General features: G+C 67.1%; 12 protein-coding genes. 6 read left to right on the top strand and 6 right to left on the bottom strand.

What is annotated here, in order from left to right; genetic code table 11:
- Window positions 1-134: 134 nt before the first annotated feature.
- Window positions 135-1,223, top strand: coding sequence for a helix-turn-helix transcriptional regulator (locus CYFUS_RS29790; RefSeq protein ID WP_157758743.1), 1,089 nt, complete (start codon window positions 135-137; stop codon window positions 1,221-1,223).
- A 121-nt stretch (window positions 1,224-1,344) separates the two neighbouring features.
- Here CYFUS_RS29790 and CYFUS_RS29785 read toward each other — a convergent pair whose 3' ends face one another.
- Together CYFUS_RS29785 and CYFUS_RS29780 are read right to left on the bottom strand one after the other, a co-directional pair.
- Window positions 1,345-2,058 (bottom strand): iron-containing redox enzyme family protein, encoded by a 714-nt coding sequence (locus CYFUS_RS29785; protein WP_095988309.1) that lies wholly within the window; start codon window positions 2,056-2,058, stop codon window positions 1,345-1,347.
- An 85-nt stretch (window positions 2,059-2,143) separates the two neighbouring features.
- On the bottom strand, window positions 2,144-2,941 hold the full coding sequence (locus tag CYFUS_RS29780; RefSeq protein ID WP_095988308.1) for a GNAT family N-acetyltransferase: 798 nt from the start codon (window positions 2,939-2,941) through the stop codon (window positions 2,144-2,146).
- A gap of 239 nt (window positions 2,942-3,180) precedes the next feature.
- Here CYFUS_RS29780 and CYFUS_RS29775 point away from each other — a divergent pair, with 239 nt between their 5' ends.
- Both CYFUS_RS29775 and CYFUS_RS29770 read left to right on the top strand, forming a co-directional pair.
- Window positions 3,181-3,792 (top strand): RNA polymerase sigma factor, encoded by a 612-nt coding sequence (locus CYFUS_RS29775; protein ID WP_157758742.1) that lies wholly within the window; start codon window positions 3,181-3,183, stop codon window positions 3,790-3,792.
- Complete coding sequence (locus CYFUS_RS29770; RefSeq protein WP_232536887.1) at window positions 3,779-6,121, top strand: ATP-binding protein; 2,343 nt, start codon at window positions 3,779-3,781, stop codon at window positions 6,119-6,121. Before CYFUS_RS29775 ends, CYFUS_RS29770 begins: the two co-directional genes overlap by 14 nt.
- Before the next feature lie 40 nt (window positions 6,122-6,161).
- On the opposite strand, the gene CYFUS_RS29765 is transcribed toward CYFUS_RS29770, so the two are convergent.
- Window positions 6,162-7,754 carry an MBL fold metallo-hydrolase gene (locus tag CYFUS_RS29765; protein ID WP_095988306.1) on the bottom strand — a complete coding sequence of 531 codons (1,593 nt, stop codon included), beginning with the start codon at window positions 7,752-7,754 and terminating at the stop codon, window positions 6,162-6,164.
- Window positions 7,755-7,907: 153 nt separating this feature from the next.
- Here CYFUS_RS29765 and CYFUS_RS29760 point away from each other — a divergent pair, with 153 nt between their 5' ends.
- From CYFUS_RS29760 to CYFUS_RS29750, 3 genes are read left to right on the top strand one after another with little or no spacing between them, the layout of a single operon-like run.
- A complete protein-coding gene (locus tag CYFUS_RS29760) occupies window positions 7,908-9,173 on the top strand; it encodes an Ig-like domain-containing protein (protein WP_095988305.1) in 1,266 nt (421 codons plus the stop codon).
- Between the two features lie 48 nt (window positions 9,174-9,221).
- Window positions 9,222-10,253 carry a nucleotidyltransferase domain-containing protein gene (locus tag CYFUS_RS29755; protein WP_095988304.1) on the top strand — a complete coding sequence of 344 codons (1,032 nt, stop codon included), beginning with the start codon at window positions 9,222-9,224 and terminating at the stop codon, window positions 10,251-10,253.
- A 16-nt stretch (window positions 10,254-10,269) separates the two neighbouring features.
- Complete coding sequence (locus CYFUS_RS29750) at window positions 10,270-12,015, top strand: ABC transporter ATP-binding protein (protein WP_095988303.1); 1,746 nt, start codon at window positions 10,270-10,272, stop codon at window positions 12,013-12,015.
- Between the two features lie 57 nt (window positions 12,016-12,072).
- On the opposite strand, the gene CYFUS_RS29745 is transcribed toward CYFUS_RS29750, so the two are convergent.
- The 3 genes from CYFUS_RS29745 to CYFUS_RS29735 are packed head-to-tail and all read right to left on the bottom strand — an operon-like array spanning window position 12,073 to window position 13,528.
- Window positions 12,073-12,543 (bottom strand): NUDIX hydrolase, encoded by a 471-nt coding sequence (locus CYFUS_RS29745; protein WP_095988302.1) that lies wholly within the window; start codon window positions 12,541-12,543, stop codon window positions 12,073-12,075.
- A 22-nt stretch (window positions 12,544-12,565) separates the two neighbouring features.
- Complete coding sequence (locus CYFUS_RS29740) at window positions 12,566-13,036, bottom strand: NUDIX hydrolase (protein ID WP_095988301.1); 471 nt, start codon at window positions 13,034-13,036, stop codon at window positions 12,566-12,568.
- 21 nt (window positions 13,037-13,057) lie between these two features.
- On the bottom strand, window positions 13,058-13,528 hold the full coding sequence (locus CYFUS_RS29735) for an NUDIX hydrolase (RefSeq protein WP_095988300.1): 471 nt from the start codon (window positions 13,526-13,528) through the stop codon (window positions 13,058-13,060).
- Window positions 13,529-13,668: the final 140 nt, after the last annotated feature.

Genomic DNA, 13,668 nt, shown 5'->3' with positions numbered 1-13,668 from the left:
GATGTGGGTCCTTGGGGCATGGCTCTTCGGAGGCGCAGACAGGGGAAGGGAAGGCGCCTAGAGCAAGGCTCACGACTCGGACCTGTCATTCCACCCGGTCAGGACGCGGAGGGCGCATGAGCACCAGGCCACAAATGAATTCTCGTGAGGAGGCGCTGATCCTGGAGTTGTTCGATGTGCTCCTCGGTTCCGAGGACCTCTCGGAGGCGTTCCAGCGAGCCCGGCAACCCCTGTCTCGCCTGCTCCCCTCGGACGCGATGGCATTGTGCGTCTCCACCCTGAATCCATCCGCCCCGTACGATTGGCTGCTGGTGAACGCCCCCTCATCGTTCTTCGCCCAGTACGCGGAAGTCGCGGGAGACGACTTCGTCCGGCAATCGGTCATGCGCGGTCCCAACCGGGTGATGAGGGACTCGGAGATGCTGCCTCGCCAGGCACTCAAGCGCAGCAAGCTGTATCAGTACTGCCGCAAGACGGGGATGCCGGCGGAGTACGCCATGGCGGTCATGCTGGATGTGAACCAGGACTGGCATGGCGGCCTCACCTTGTACCGCGATGGACGTCGTCCCTTCTCGGATCGCGAGCGAGCGCTTCTCCAATGGCTCACGCCCAGATTGGCCAAGACCGTCCGTGACCGGCGGTTCCTGAGCGAGCAGACGAGCCGGGGTCACCTGTTGGACGCGCTCTTCGAGCACCAGGGCGCGGAGTGCGTCGTCCTGATTCCTCCCACGCGGGTCATCCTGCGGACACCGGGTGCCATGGCGTTGTTGAAGGACTGGTTCGCTCCTTCCGAGTTCGGCCCCATGGATCTTCCCCAGGTTCTCGTCGAGCAACTGTCGATGTTGTCGCGACAGGACGCGCTCGAGACGTCCCACTGGGATGTCTGGGAAAGGGAGCGGCCGGGACTGGACCGGTTCCTGAACGTGGTGTTCGTGCCACTGCCCTCGGAGTCGGGGCCCCGGCAGTGGGCCCTGGTGCTCAAGGAGATTCCTTATTCCATGCCCTTGCCTCCGGCCTGGCGCTCGCTGCTCACGAAAGGCGAGGCCGAGGTCGCGAGCGGGGTTCTTCAGGGGTGGGAGAATCAGACCATCGCGGAACATCGTCGAAGCGCCACGGGAACGGTGAAGAAGCAGCTGAATAGCATCTTCGACAAGTTGGGTGTCCATAGCCGGGCCGCGCTCATGTACCGGGCCGCGCTCATGCTCCGGACCACACGCTCGTGAAAGCCCGTTCGCCCGGCACGGCGGACACACCACCGGCCGGGCGAGGGATGCCGTGGACTCACGCGTCCGGTGAGTTCACGCGAAGCAAGATGCGCCGCGGGGCCGGCGGCGTCTGTACCCCTTAGGATGTAGTGTGCTTCGGAGCCTTCCGCGCCTCACTGGAGAAGAGCCCCAGGTAGAGCGAGCGGGTGGTGCGCGCGGACAGGAGCATGGCGGACTGCTCGCGCGGATCCTTCATCGAGCGCAACAGCCGGGTCAGCTCGGCCACGTGCTCTCCATCCGCCTCCCCATGACCGCGCAAGAAGGTGACGGCCTTGTGGATGTTGGGGATGTTCCGGGCCGCGAGCAGCCGCTCCACCGCCTGGGGAGCGCGATGCACGGCGAGGTACTCCAACACATACGCGGTGCCCAGGAAGGCCAGGGGGATGCCCGCCAGCGCCGTGTACTGGTTCCAGGCGATGTAGGCGTTGACCGCCGGGCAACGGCCCACCGCCTTGACCCGCTCGGTCGACCAGCCCAGGTTCCTCAGGTCCGAGAGCAGCCAGCGCTCGTGGCCCCGCTCCTCGGCCGCCTTGTGCAGGAACAACTCCCCGAGCGCGGTGTGGCTCCCCGCGCGCTTCATGCGCTCGCCCGACTCCATCAACAACGGCGTCGTCCACTGCACGTAGTGGTAGGCCTGCACCAGGTAGCGGGTGTAGCTGGCCGCGTCGATGCTGCCGTCGAAGAGCCTCCGGGCGGTGGGGTGCGCCTCCAGGTCCTCCACCAGCGTGCGCGCCTCGTGCTCCAGGGTCTCCATCCAATCCATCCGTGACTGCGTTCCATTCTGCGTGTGCATGTACGTCTCCTGTTCGGGGCCGTGGTGCGGTCCCGTTCGTGGGGTGAAGGGGTGAGAGGGGTAGGGGGAAGAAGCGGCGTCCGGTTCAGGACTCGCGGACGTTCAGGGACTCGAAGCGCGCCAGGGTACGGGCCGGAACCTCATCCAGCGCCGCGACCAGCGGCAGGGAGAAGCGCCGGAAGCCCGAGTCATAGAGCGGGTCGGCGATGAAGCGCGCGCCCATCTTGTCGGCGAGGAAGGAGAGGACCCGGGGCAGCCGCAGTCCCTCGAAGTGCCCCCGCCGGGCGCGCTCGCGCTCCTGCTCCGTGTAGATGGGCGTGTCCGCGGCGGCCGGAGGCGTCTGGGGCGCGAGGGCCCGGGCCCGCCACCTCGGACTCATCAGTCCCCGATGCGAGGCCACCTGGGCGGCGATCCACGCGTCCTCCGCCCAATCCGTGTCCATGTTCGCCGAGGCAATCCAATGCGTCACCCCCCGCTGGCGGCTCTCCCGGTAGATCCCCGCCTGCAACCGCAGGGTCGCCTCGGAGTTGCGCCAGGGCTTGAGGACGCACAGGCGCGTGGTCTCCGCGAACAGGAGCCCCGGGCCCTCCATCGCCGACAAATCCAGCTTGCGCTCCAGGTCGATCCCCAGCCGCCCGCCCATGGCGCGTGCCACCTCGGGGTTGGGCAACAACAACCGCGAGGTGGCCACCGGCGCGTCGCCCGCGTAGACGATGAGATGCACGGTGGTCTCCAGCGTGTCGAAGCAGTTCACCTCCCGGGGCGCGGGCGGGATGGTATTTCCGAGCAGCCCCATCTCCGCGCCAAAGACAGCCCAGCGGATGCGCAGCGCATCGTCCAGCTCACGCTGGGTCGTGGCGACGCGGCAAGACAGCGGTGTCATGGTTCCCCTCCGTAGGGAATGAGAGACGCGGCGTCTCGCCGTGTCTTCTTCTTTTCATTCGCCGCCGGAGGCTCGAGTTCGCCGCGCGGTGTTTTTTATTCCGCCCGCGCCTTCCTTCCTGGCTCAACCGCATACGTGGGGTGACGGACCGGGCGTCGAACTCCCCAGCACGAGAGCGAAGGATGCGGCGAAACACCGAGAGCGCGAGGTCGACCGCACCTGGCGAGGAGGGGATGAGGATGCCACGACGACGAGAACCACCGATAGATGAACTGGAACTGCACAGACGAGCACTTCAGCGAGATCCAGTCATCCTGACTGATCTCTTCGAGTTCTTCGCCCAGCAGATCACCCGGTTCCTGAGAGACGATCTGAGGTGCGGCAAGGACGCGGCTGACGACGCCATCTTCGATACGCTCCTGGCCTACGTGAAGCAGCCCGACCGGTACGATCCCCAGAAAGCTCGATTGATCACCTACCTGACCCGGGCGGCCAAGCATCAGGCGTGGGATCGGAGCAGATCAGAAAAATCGGCAGCCCGGAGGGAGCGAGAATTTGGCCGCGCTGTCGAACTCTGGCGAAGGACTCCGAAGGAGGAAATGGAGAACTTCGTGGAGGCAATACGTGCACTGGATCGACTCGTCGAACGAGGTCACCTGAAAGACGAGCGGGACGTGGCCTTTCTCAGGCTGTTCCTGAGCGGGGAACGGTCCACCGAGCGGTTGGCGGAAGTGCTGGGACTGGGTTCATCACCCCTGGAGCAAAAGCGACGGGCAGTGAAGAGGCATCGGGATCGACTCATGAAGATACTGGAGCGTTTCGGAAAGGAGGACCCCGATGAGCCAGCCTAGCTGGTTGAGGACTGCGGCCCGGCGGAGCGAGGAACACGCGTGGCTGCTCGGTCATGTGTTCATGAAATACCGGCAGCTCGAGCGCGAATCATCCGAGGAACTCGCCACGCGGTTGGGTTGCTCGCTGGAGACGCTGGCCTGGCTCGCGCTCTGCCGCCGTCCCAGCGCGGACCGATTCGCCGAGGAGCTGAAAGTCATCGCGAAGCGCTTCAATGTGGAGCCCAAAGGTCTCACCGAGGTCATCCGGCGCGTGGAACGCTCCGCGAGCCAGGATGCCAAGGATGCATCAAGGTTCTTCCTCCGTCCCAGGCAGGTAAAGCTCGCGTCTTCTCACGCGGGAGTCAACCTGGCGGGTACCGAGCACTCGAGCTTCATGGGTGAGACGTTGGTGCTTCCGGGTCACGTCGAGGCCGTGAGTCATGGGGTGACCTCCCGTCGTGACTTGCCCATCGGTGTAACGCGGATGAGCGCCGCCATCGTCAGCCATGGTGGTACCTCGGATGCTTCCTCGCGGGGGAGCTTCCGTCAGGAGATGCCCGCCCGATTCGAGGGGTTGCTGCGAACCCTCGCGCTCGCCGAGCGGCGGTCAAGGCTCAGCGCGGTGATGGAGCCTGACCTGGACAGGGCCGTGGGATTCATCGATTTCGGCCCCAATGCAGGTAACGACAACCTCCTCACTGTCCTGACGACCCGAGAGAATCTCCACCTGCTTGCCTCCCAGACTTTCGTCCGGGTGAAGTCGCGAGCGGACAATCATTCCAGCCTGGGAGTGGTCGTCCGAGGACCATTCTCTGATTCCAATGCCATATCCGATGGGCACGTGGAGATCGAACTCCTGGGAGAAGAACTTGGCGGGAAACTCGTTCCTTCCGGACGACTGCCCGAGCCCAGGAGTCCTGTCTTCCTGCTGGAGGAGGGAGAGGGGGCGGCGGTTCTCGGCATGGAGGGAGAGCTGTGTCTGGGCGTGGTCTCGGGTCACGACCGGATGGAAGTCCGCCTGGATCCCCGCGACAAGTCCGTGCTGCCAAGGCATACGGGGATCATCGGAACGGCCGAGGGTGGCAAATCCACCACGGTCGCCACCCTCATCCACCGCGCCCAGGCCGCCGGCATCGCGACCATCGTCTTCGACGTCGAGGGGGAATACACGCATGTGGATGAACCCACGGATCATACGGCGATGCTCGAGGCCCTCGATCGCCGGGGACAGACAGCCGAAGGAGTCGAGGAACTCCACATCCATCACCTCGTGGGGCATGCGAGTCGCAATCCCAGTCACGAGGATTCGCACGGCTTCTCGCTGAGCTTCTCCAGCTTTTCACCCTACGCCATCGCGGAACTCCTCGATCTCCCGGAGACACAGCAGGAGTGCTTCCTCAAGGCCCATGACGTCACGAAACTGCTACTGGAGGACTTCGGGATCTTCCCCCGGCCCGAGAGCGAGGAAGATCGTCAGCGGTTGCTGGATGCCGATGAGTTCACGACGGGCCATCCCGGGATGACCCTCCAGCATCTGCTGGACGTCGTGAACGCGTACCTCTACTGCTTCAGTGCAGAAGGCAGGGCAGAGGGCCGGAGCAGGTCGCGCGGTGAGAGGGAGCACGGGGAACTCACGCCACGTGGTCCCCGCCTGCTCAGTGGATTCGGCCGCGACGTGCGGCGTGTGATGGCCCGAGTCCATGCCCAGAGCCGCAAGAACGAGATCAGCTGGAAGGCGCTGGCGGGCAAGCTCCACCAGCTGGGCCGGCTCAAGATCTTCGACGTCGATACGGCTCCCGGCGTGGATCCTGGCACCATGCTCACGCCCGGCCGGGTCTCGGTGATCGATCTGTCGGGCACGGACTCGTCCCAGCTCAACAACCTCGTCGTCTCCGACCTCCTCCGGCGACTGCACGAGGAGCAGGAGGTACGCCACCAGCGGGCCAGCGCGGGTGGGAACCCCACCACCCCGGTCCTCATCATTCTCGAGAAGGCACACGAGTTCCTGTCGGCCAGCCGCATCTCGCGGATGCCGGTGTTGTTCGAACAGGTGACGCGCATCGCCAGACGAGGACGCAAGCACGGGTTGGGGCTTGTCTTCGCTACCCAGTCGCCACGGCACCTCCCCACTGAGGTGCTGGGTCTGCTCAACAACTTCATCATCCACCAGATCACGGACAGCTCCGCCATCTCTCACCTGCGACGGTCCGTGGGCGGCATCGACGAGGACCTGTGGGAGCGGGTCTCCCGGCTCGCCCCCGGTCAGGCCATCGTCGCCTTCCGCAACTTCCTCCGACCGTTGATGGTCACGGTGGACCCCGCCCCCGTGAGGTGCCTGCCCGTGGACTGAGACTTCCTGACCGAGCGGAGTGCGCCGTCAGGCACTCCGCTCAGCGCAGCAACATCTCGGCCTGACCGTAGGGCATCTCCCCGGAGATGCCCCGCTCGCGGCAGTACTCGATCAGCTTGCGTGCCTCCACCAACTGCGGCGAGTTCTCGTGGTAGCCCATCACCATGACATGGCCGAGCCAGGGCTCGCGGCCCATGGCGTAGATGCGCACCTGCTTGGGATTGAGCCGCTGGACGATGTCGATGGCGCGCGCCGCATTGGAGCCGTTGAGCCGCCGCGATTGATCCATCTTGCGCTGGATGGGGGCGGGCAGCAGCGGACCATACATCCAGCTCAGCGGGCCTCCCTCCGACTCCATGCCCAGCCACAGCATGTCGATGTCGCCCACCTCGCGGTGCACGTGCTCGTACAGGCGCGGCTCGAGCGCGTTGGAGTCCGCCGCCATGAGCAGGTTCTTGCCCTCCAGCCGCACCAGGTGGGCGATCTTCGCCTGGATGTTGAGATCCCCATGCTCGCCGATGAAGGGCAGGCCGATGAGCTCTCCCCCCGGCAGCGGCAGCGAGTCCAGCTCCGACAGCGCCACCACGTTGTTGAAGCCGGCATGCTTGAGCATCAGCTTGAGCGAGGGATCCGCCAGCCCGCCGCCGCTGCTCGCGGGCACTACGATGGTGCCGATGCGGTGGCGCAATTGCAGCAGCGGCTCGAACATCAAGTGGTCCGCGTGGCCGTGGGTGATGAGGACGTAGTCGATGCGCTCGGGCAGGTCCGCGAAGGTGTAGCGCGGCAGCTCCGAGGGGAAGTCATAGCTGATGACCGGATCCGTCATCAGGCTGACACCGCGCGACTCGATGAGCACGCACGCGTGGCCGAAGTAGCGCACGCGCACCCCCTCGCCGTCGTACCGGGGCGCGGGGCGCGGAGGCTCGGGCGTGAAGAAGGAGGCGAAGGTGTCGTGGTCCTTCGGCTCGATGCCCAGGGCCTCGCGCACCGGCTCCACCGGCCCGGGTGTGCGCGTCATGGCGTAGAGCCGATCCAGGGCCGCGTCCCGGTACGGCCGCTTGATCTGCAGGGCGCCGTCCACCGAATCCAGCCGGGGCGTGCTGAAGACATACGGCCGGGCGTCCTGGTGGATGAGCCGCATGGACAGGCTCTGCGAGGACTCGCGGTGGAAGGGGCTGCGATAGAGCAGCGACTCGAAGAAGCGCGGCGAGGCCCGGTGGTTCAGGTCATACGTGAGCTCCACGTAGCCTCGCAGCAGGTCCGGCACCCGCGGGTACAGCTCCTCCAGCGAGAAGCCCTCCGCCGTGTCCAGCAGCTTGTGCAGCTCCAGCATGGCCTGCGCGTACCGCAAGGACAGCGCCTCTTCCGCGCGCGTGCGCTCCAGCAACGCCTGGACTTCCTTCACCTTGTCCACGCCGTAGTTGATGTACGGCCCACCCCGCAGGGCGGGACTCTTCAGGGCCGCCACGTGGATGGCCGGGTTGGCCACGAAGGACTCCATGACCTTGAGGTGCAGGTTGGCCACGAAGAGCGGGGCCGTCATCGGCGAGGCCAGGAACCACCACGCGTACCACTGGTTGTAGAGAGGCTCGGAGACGACGTTCTGCTTCAGGTACATGGGCGACGAAGACATGCGTGTTCCTCGGCGGGACGTGGCCCCGCGCAACCACCAGGAGCGGCAGTGTATCCGGTTCGGACTCGTTGGAGCGCCGCCATCCCACATGGCCGTGGGGCGTCCCCGGGGCGGATGCGGAACGGCCTTGGGGGCATGCGATAGTGTCGCCCCATGAAAACGATTCGGCTCGTCGCGGGCTGTCTTGTCTTGGGGATGCTCGGGTGTGGCGGGGACGCGGACTCCGTCGCGCCGGTGAATGTCCGGGTGGTGGAGGGAGTGACGCCTGGCGAGCGCGTCTCGGGCTCGCGGATCCTCCGGGCCACCGCCGAGGACAACTCGGGCACGGTGGCCCGGGTGGAGTTCTCCGTCGCCGGCTCGCCGGTGTGCGTGGACGACATCGCACGGCGCTCCGGTTCGACCTTCTCGTGCACCTGGGACTCGTCCACCACCCCCGCGGGAGACCACCAGCTCACCGTGAAGGCCCAGGACGCCGCGGGCAACAGCGCCCTCTCCGCGCCCATCTCCATCACCGTCCTGGCGGCCAACCGCGCTCCCACGCTCGGTCCGGTGACCACGACGCGCAAGAGCCTCGACGAGGGCTCCGCCGCGAGCCTCGCGGTGACCGCCACGGATCCCGATGGCGACACGCTCACCTATTCCTGGACCCAGAGCCCGTTCGCGCCCCTGGGGACGTTCGCCGAAGGCAGCAACGCCACCCCCTCGTGGACCGCGCCGTTCATCTCCCGCGACACGACCTTCCTCCTGAAGGTGACGGTCTCCGACGGGAGGGGCGGCTCGACCCAGGGCACGGTGTCCGTCAACGTCGTGAACGTTCCCGCCCTCAACCAGAAACCCAGCGTGGACGCGCTCGAGGAGCCCGAGGCGCTCGTCGCGGGCAGGTCGCACCCCTTCTTCGTCTCCGCGAGGGATCCGGATGGGGATCCGCTCACCTATTCCTGGACGACGGAGCCCCCCGGCGCGGGGGTCTTCTCCCATCCGGACCAGCCCTCCTCCGAGTGGCGCTCGGGGGAACTCAGCCAGCCCGCCTCCTACACCGTGAAGGTCACCGTGTCCGATGGCACCAGCTCGGAGACCCGCTCGGTGCCCGTGCAGGTGGGCGTTCCCTCCTATGCCCGGGACATCGAGCCCCTGTGGAGCTCGCGGTGCTCGAGCTGCCACAACGAGAATGGCCTCGAGGGACTGAACCTGCTGGTGGGCAAGTCCCACGCCTCGCTGATGGCGTCGGGGGTGGGGGCGTGTGCCTCGGGCCCCCGGGTCTCGCCCGGCCGCCCCGAGGAGTCCCTGCTGGTCAGGCGCATCAGCGGCGAGGAGTGCGGCACCCGGATGCCCATGGGCAATTCCGACTACTTCGATTCCAACCCGGGAGAGCTCACGCAGATCCGCTCGTGGATCCTCGCGGGCGCGCTCGACAACTAGTCGATAGACTGTCCGCCGCCGCGCCGGTGGGCACGAGGGAGCCGTGTGATGGATGAAGAGCTGTCGTTGGTCGGCATGACGGAGGACATGGCGGCCAACTCCGTCCTCTATGGCTTCATCAGCCTGTGTCAGATGGCCTTCCCGGGGCGCCTCCGGGCCTGCTACCTGCTGGGCAGCCACGCCATGGGCGAGGCCGTGGCCGACAGCGACCTCGACGTGACCCTGGTCTTCAAGGACCGCTTCCTCGAGGGCGAGCAGGCGCGGCACGAGCGCCTGCGCCAGTCCGTGGGCCTGTTGAGCCGCATCCCCGTGGACTCGAGCGCGGTGGAGGAGTCCCGGCTGTTGCGCGACGGGGCCGTCAACCTCAAGCAGGCCTCCCTGTTCCTCGCGGGAGAGGACCTCCGCGAGCGCATTCCGCTGATGCCCGTCGAGGAGTGGGTGCGCGTCGCCATGCACCGTCCCTACGCCTTCATGGAGCGCGCCCGCTCGCGCGCCGAGGGCGAACCGCTGCGCTACCCCCTCGCGTATCCGGATCCGCGCGGAGCGTTCCTCGGCTACGACTACTCCGCGGTGATGGACGCGCGGGGCCAGCCCCAGCCGGGCTTCAAGGAGCTCGTCTCCATCGCGGCCCGGATCGCGGCGGCCGAGGCGGCGCTGAAGTCCGGAGCCCAGGCCTTCTTCAAGCGCGCCTCCATCGAGGCGCATCGCCAGCACGTGAACGACGAGCGGACGCTCCTGTTCGAGCGCATCTATGAGTGCCGTGCGCGCTGGGGCTATCAGGTGCCTTCCGCCGAGGAGGACCGGGCGTATCTGCGCTCGCTGTGCGAGGGCATGCTGGACGCGGAGAACCGGTTCCTGGGCCTCTACAGGGACTTCCTGCTGGCCGAGTTGGAGCGGGGTGGGGTGGGCTCCCGGGCGCTGGCGGCCCGGCGGCTGGGTGACATCCTTTATGCCGGTGACGAGGTCCCCACCGCCTTGAAGCGGCTGGAGGACGCGCCCGAGCCGGAAGTGCGCGAGGCCGCCCGGGAGTCGCTCCGCCGCATCGCCCGATACTCCTCTCCTCCCGCGCCCGCGGTTTGAGCGGGGCTCCCGTCTCATGTCCCAGGTCTCCTCCTCCGGTGTCGTGCGCCGCCTCCTGGCCCTGGTCCAGCCCGAGTGGCGGACCCTGTGCGTGGCCTTGTTCTTCCTGCTGCTCGGCAGCGGCTTGTCCCTCGTCTACCCCCAGGCCGTGCGCTTCATCATCGACGAGGCGCTCGGGTCGAAGGACGCCACCCTCATCGACCGGGTCGTGCTCGCCATGGTCGTCGTCTTCGCGGTGCAGGCCGGCGCCGATTCGCTGCGCTACTACTTCTTCACCCAGACGGGTGAGCGCATCGTGGTCCGGCTGCGGCACGAGCTGTTCTCGCGGCTGGTGGCCCAGGAGGTGGGCTTCTTCGATCAGCACAAGACGGGGGAGCTCACCAGCCGCCTGAGCGCGGACACCACGGTGTTGCAGAACGTGGTGAGCGCCAACATCGCCACGGCGCTGCGCAGCGGCGCGCAGGTGGTGGGGGGGCTGGGCATGCTCCTCTACACCTCGCCCCGGCTCACCCTGTTGATGCTGGCCGTCGTGCCGCCCATGGTCATCACCACCGTGCTCTTCGGCCGCCGCATCCGGCTGAGCTCGCGCCGGGTGCACGCCGCGCTCGCCGAGGCCACCGGCGTGGCGGACGAGATCCTCTCCGGCATCCGCACGGTGCGCGCCTTCGCCGCCGAGCGCCACGAGGTGGGCCGCTACCGTCAGCGGCTGGGCACCGCCTTCGAACTGGCGCGCGAGCGCACCCGCCTGTCCACGGGTTATGTCGTGGGCACCTCGTTCGGGGGGCTCGCCGCCGCGGCCCTGGTGCTGTGGTACGGCACCCGGTTGATGCTGCGGGGCGAGCTCACCATGGGCAGCCTCACCTCCTTCCTCGTCTACACCACGCTGGTCTCCGTGGCCCTGAGCGGGCTGACGGACCTGTGGGCGGAGCTGCTGCGGGCCTCCGGCGCGGCCGAGCGCGTCTTCGAGATGATCGATCGCGTCCCGGCCATTCCCTCCACGGGTGGCGAGCAGCTCCCGGAGGTGAAGGGCCGCGTCACCTACCAGGCAGTGCGCTTCGCCTATCCCGCGCGCTCGGACGTGCCCGTGCTCCAGGAGATTGACCTGGAACTGCAACCGGGCGAGGTGGTGGCCCTGGTCGGCCCCTCGGGCGGGGGCAAGTCCACCATCGCCAGCCTGCTGGTGCGTCTGTACGACCCTCAAGGGGGGCGCGTGATGCTGGATGGCGTGGATCTGCGCACGCTGGATCCGGAGTGGCTGCGCCAGCAGGTGGGCTCGGTGGCGCAGGAGCCGTTGCTCTTCTCCGACTCCATCGCGGACAACATCCGCTACGGCCGCATGGATGCCACCGACGCCGAGGTGGAGGCCGCTGCTCGCGCCGCCAACGCCCACGAGTTCATCTCCCGCTTCCCCGAGGGCTACCGCACTCACGTGGGTGAGCGCGGGGTGCAGCTCTCTGGTGGGCAGAAGCAGCGCATCGCCATCGCCCGCGCAGTGCTCAAGGATCCACGCCTGTTGGTGCTCGACGAGGCCACCAGCGCCCTGGACGCCGAGAGTGAGCACCTGGTGCAGGAGGCCCTGGATCGGCTCATGCGGGGGCGCACCACGCTCATCATCGCCCACCGCCTGTCCACGGTGACGGGCGCGGACCGGGTGCTGGTGGTGGAGGGCGGCCGGGTGGTGCAGAGCGGCAGCCATGCCGCCCTCATGGCCCAGGAGGGCCTCTACCGCCGCCTGGTTGCGCGGCAGTTCGTGGCCGCTTGAGGCAGCCGCGGAAGCGGAGCCGAACAAGGAGCGGACGCCGCGGCTGGATTGTGAAGGTCAGACTTCCTCGTCGGGTAGAAGTGAGAGGAGCAGTTTGTCGTCAGGGCCGAGTGGTCGCCAACCGGGCGGAGGCGGCGTTGCCCGGAGCACCGCCCTGGCCTGCCTGACACGCTCTTCATGGCTTTCTGGGGTGAAAGCAGTCCACGAGCCGAGCGCCTTTGCAACCTTGAAACGGTTTGCGTCATCCATCACGGTGGGCCAGCCGTCGGGGAGGCTCTCGTACAGTTCACGCACGAATTGGCCGCGCACCAGGCGGGTGATCTCATGGCTTCGTTCCGCTTCGGCCACCAGCCCCTGGAACACCTGCATTCCGGCAATGTCGTCCTTGCCAAGTTCCTTGGCCAGTGCCACCAACGAGGCTGTGGGGCGCGCCTCGGCGAAAGCGGTGAGCGAATCGTAGCCGCGCTCGCGGACCCGCTCGTACAGGCGTGCCACCCAGTTGCCCTGAAAAGGATGTCCGTCGCTCATGGCCCTATCCAGGGGATGAAATTCAGACTTCCTCGTCAGGCAGGAGCGTGAGCAGCAGTTCATCGTCAGGGCTGAGTGGGCGCCAGCCGGGCGGTGGTGGCGTGGCACGCAGAGCTGCGCGGGCCTGCCTGACACGCTCCTTATGCGTTTCTGGGGTGTCGGCGGTCCACGTGCCGAGCGCCATGGCAATCTCTCCACGGCTTGTGTCGTCCAGCACGGTCGGCCAGCCGTCAGGGAGGCTCTCTGCAAGTTCGCGCACGAGAACATCGCGCACGAAGCGTGTGACCCGGTGGCCTCGCTCCGCCTCGGCAAGCAACCCTCTGAACACCTGCACCCCGGCGATGTCGTCCGGACCAAGCTCCTCGGCCAGCAAATTCAGGGGAACGGCGGGGCGCGCCTCGGCAAAGGCGGTCAACGAGTCGTAACCGTGCTCGCGCACCCGCTCGTACAGTCGGGCTACCCAGTTGCCTTCCCAGGCATGTCCGCCGCTCATGGTCTCTCCTGTCGGTGAAGCTCAGGCTTCTTCATCGGGCAGGAGCGTAAGCAGCAACTCGTCGTCGGGGCCGAACGGGCGCCAGCCGGGGGGCGGCGGCGTAGCGAGTAGCGCATCGCCGGCCTTGTCGGCACGATCCTTATGGGTTTCTGGGGTGAAGGCAGCCCACGCACCGAGTGCATGGGCGACGTCGAAACGGTTTGCGTCGTCGAGCACGGCCGGCCAGCCGTTTGGGAGACACGCCCACAGTTCTCGCACGAGTTGTCCGCGCACAAGGCGTGTGACCCGACGACTTCGCTCTGCTTCGGCCACCAGTCCTTTGAACACTTGCACTCCTGCGACGTCGTTTGGACCAAGCTCTTCGGCCAGAGCCACCAGCGAGGTGGTGGGGCGCGCCTCAGCGAAAGCCGTGAGTGAATCGTAACCTCGCTCGCGGACCCGCTCGTACAGGCGTGCCACCCAGTTGCCCTGAAAAGGATGTCTGTCGCTCATGGTCCTCTCCAGCGGGTGAGGTTCAGCAAATGCAGTGGCATGGTGGGGCGTGCATCCGCGAAGGCGGTGAGCGAATCGTAACCCCGCTCGTGGACCCGCTCATACAGGCGGGCCACCCAGTTGCCCTCCCAGGAACGTCT

The organism is Cystobacter fuscus (assembly GCF_002305875.1).
Taxonomy (GTDB): Bacteria; Myxococcota; Myxococcia; order Myxococcales; family Myxococcaceae; genus Cystobacter; species Cystobacter fuscus_A.
The sequence above is the reverse complement of the archived record's forward strand: the minus strand, read 5'-3'. Positions and strand labels throughout refer to the sequence as shown.

Bases quoted from the DNA above. Each gene is read 5' to 3' on its own strand.
- CYFUS_RS29790 (WP_157758743.1), top strand. From the start codon at position 135: ATGAATTCTCGTGAGGAGGCGCTGATCCTGGAGTTGTTCGATGTGCTC.
- CYFUS_RS29785 (WP_095988309.1), bottom strand. From the start codon at position 2,058: ATGCACACGCAGAATGGAACGCAGTCACGGATGGATTGGATGGAGACC.
- CYFUS_RS29780 (WP_095988308.1), bottom strand. From the start codon at position 2,941: ATGACACCGCTGTCTTGCCGCGTCGCCACGACCCAGCGTGAGCTGGAC.
- CYFUS_RS29775 (WP_157758742.1), top strand. From the start codon at position 3,181: ATGCCACGACGACGAGAACCACCGATAGATGAACTGGAACTGCACAGA.
- CYFUS_RS29770 (WP_232536887.1), top strand. From the start codon at position 3,779: ATGAGCCAGCCTAGCTGGTTGAGGACTGCGGCCCGGCGGAGCGAGGAA.
- CYFUS_RS29765 (WP_095988306.1), bottom strand. From the start codon at position 7,754: ATGTCTTCGTCGCCCATGTACCTGAAGCAGAACGTCGTCTCCGAGCCT.
- CYFUS_RS29760 (WP_095988305.1), top strand. From the start codon at position 7,908: ATGAAAACGATTCGGCTCGTCGCGGGCTGTCTTGTCTTGGGGATGCTC.
- CYFUS_RS29755 (WP_095988304.1), top strand. From the start codon at position 9,222: ATGGATGAAGAGCTGTCGTTGGTCGGCATGACGGAGGACATGGCGGCC.
- CYFUS_RS29750 (WP_095988303.1), top strand. From the start codon at position 10,270: ATGTCCCAGGTCTCCTCCTCCGGTGTCGTGCGCCGCCTCCTGGCCCTG.
- CYFUS_RS29745 (WP_095988302.1), bottom strand. From the start codon at position 12,543: ATGAGCGACGGACATCCTTTTCAGGGCAACTGGGTGGCACGCCTGTAC.
- CYFUS_RS29740 (WP_095988301.1), bottom strand. From the start codon at position 13,036: ATGAGCGGCGGACATGCCTGGGAAGGCAACTGGGTAGCCCGACTGTAC.
- CYFUS_RS29735 (WP_095988300.1), bottom strand. From the start codon at position 13,528: ATGAGCGACAGACATCCTTTTCAGGGCAACTGGGTGGCACGCCTGTAC.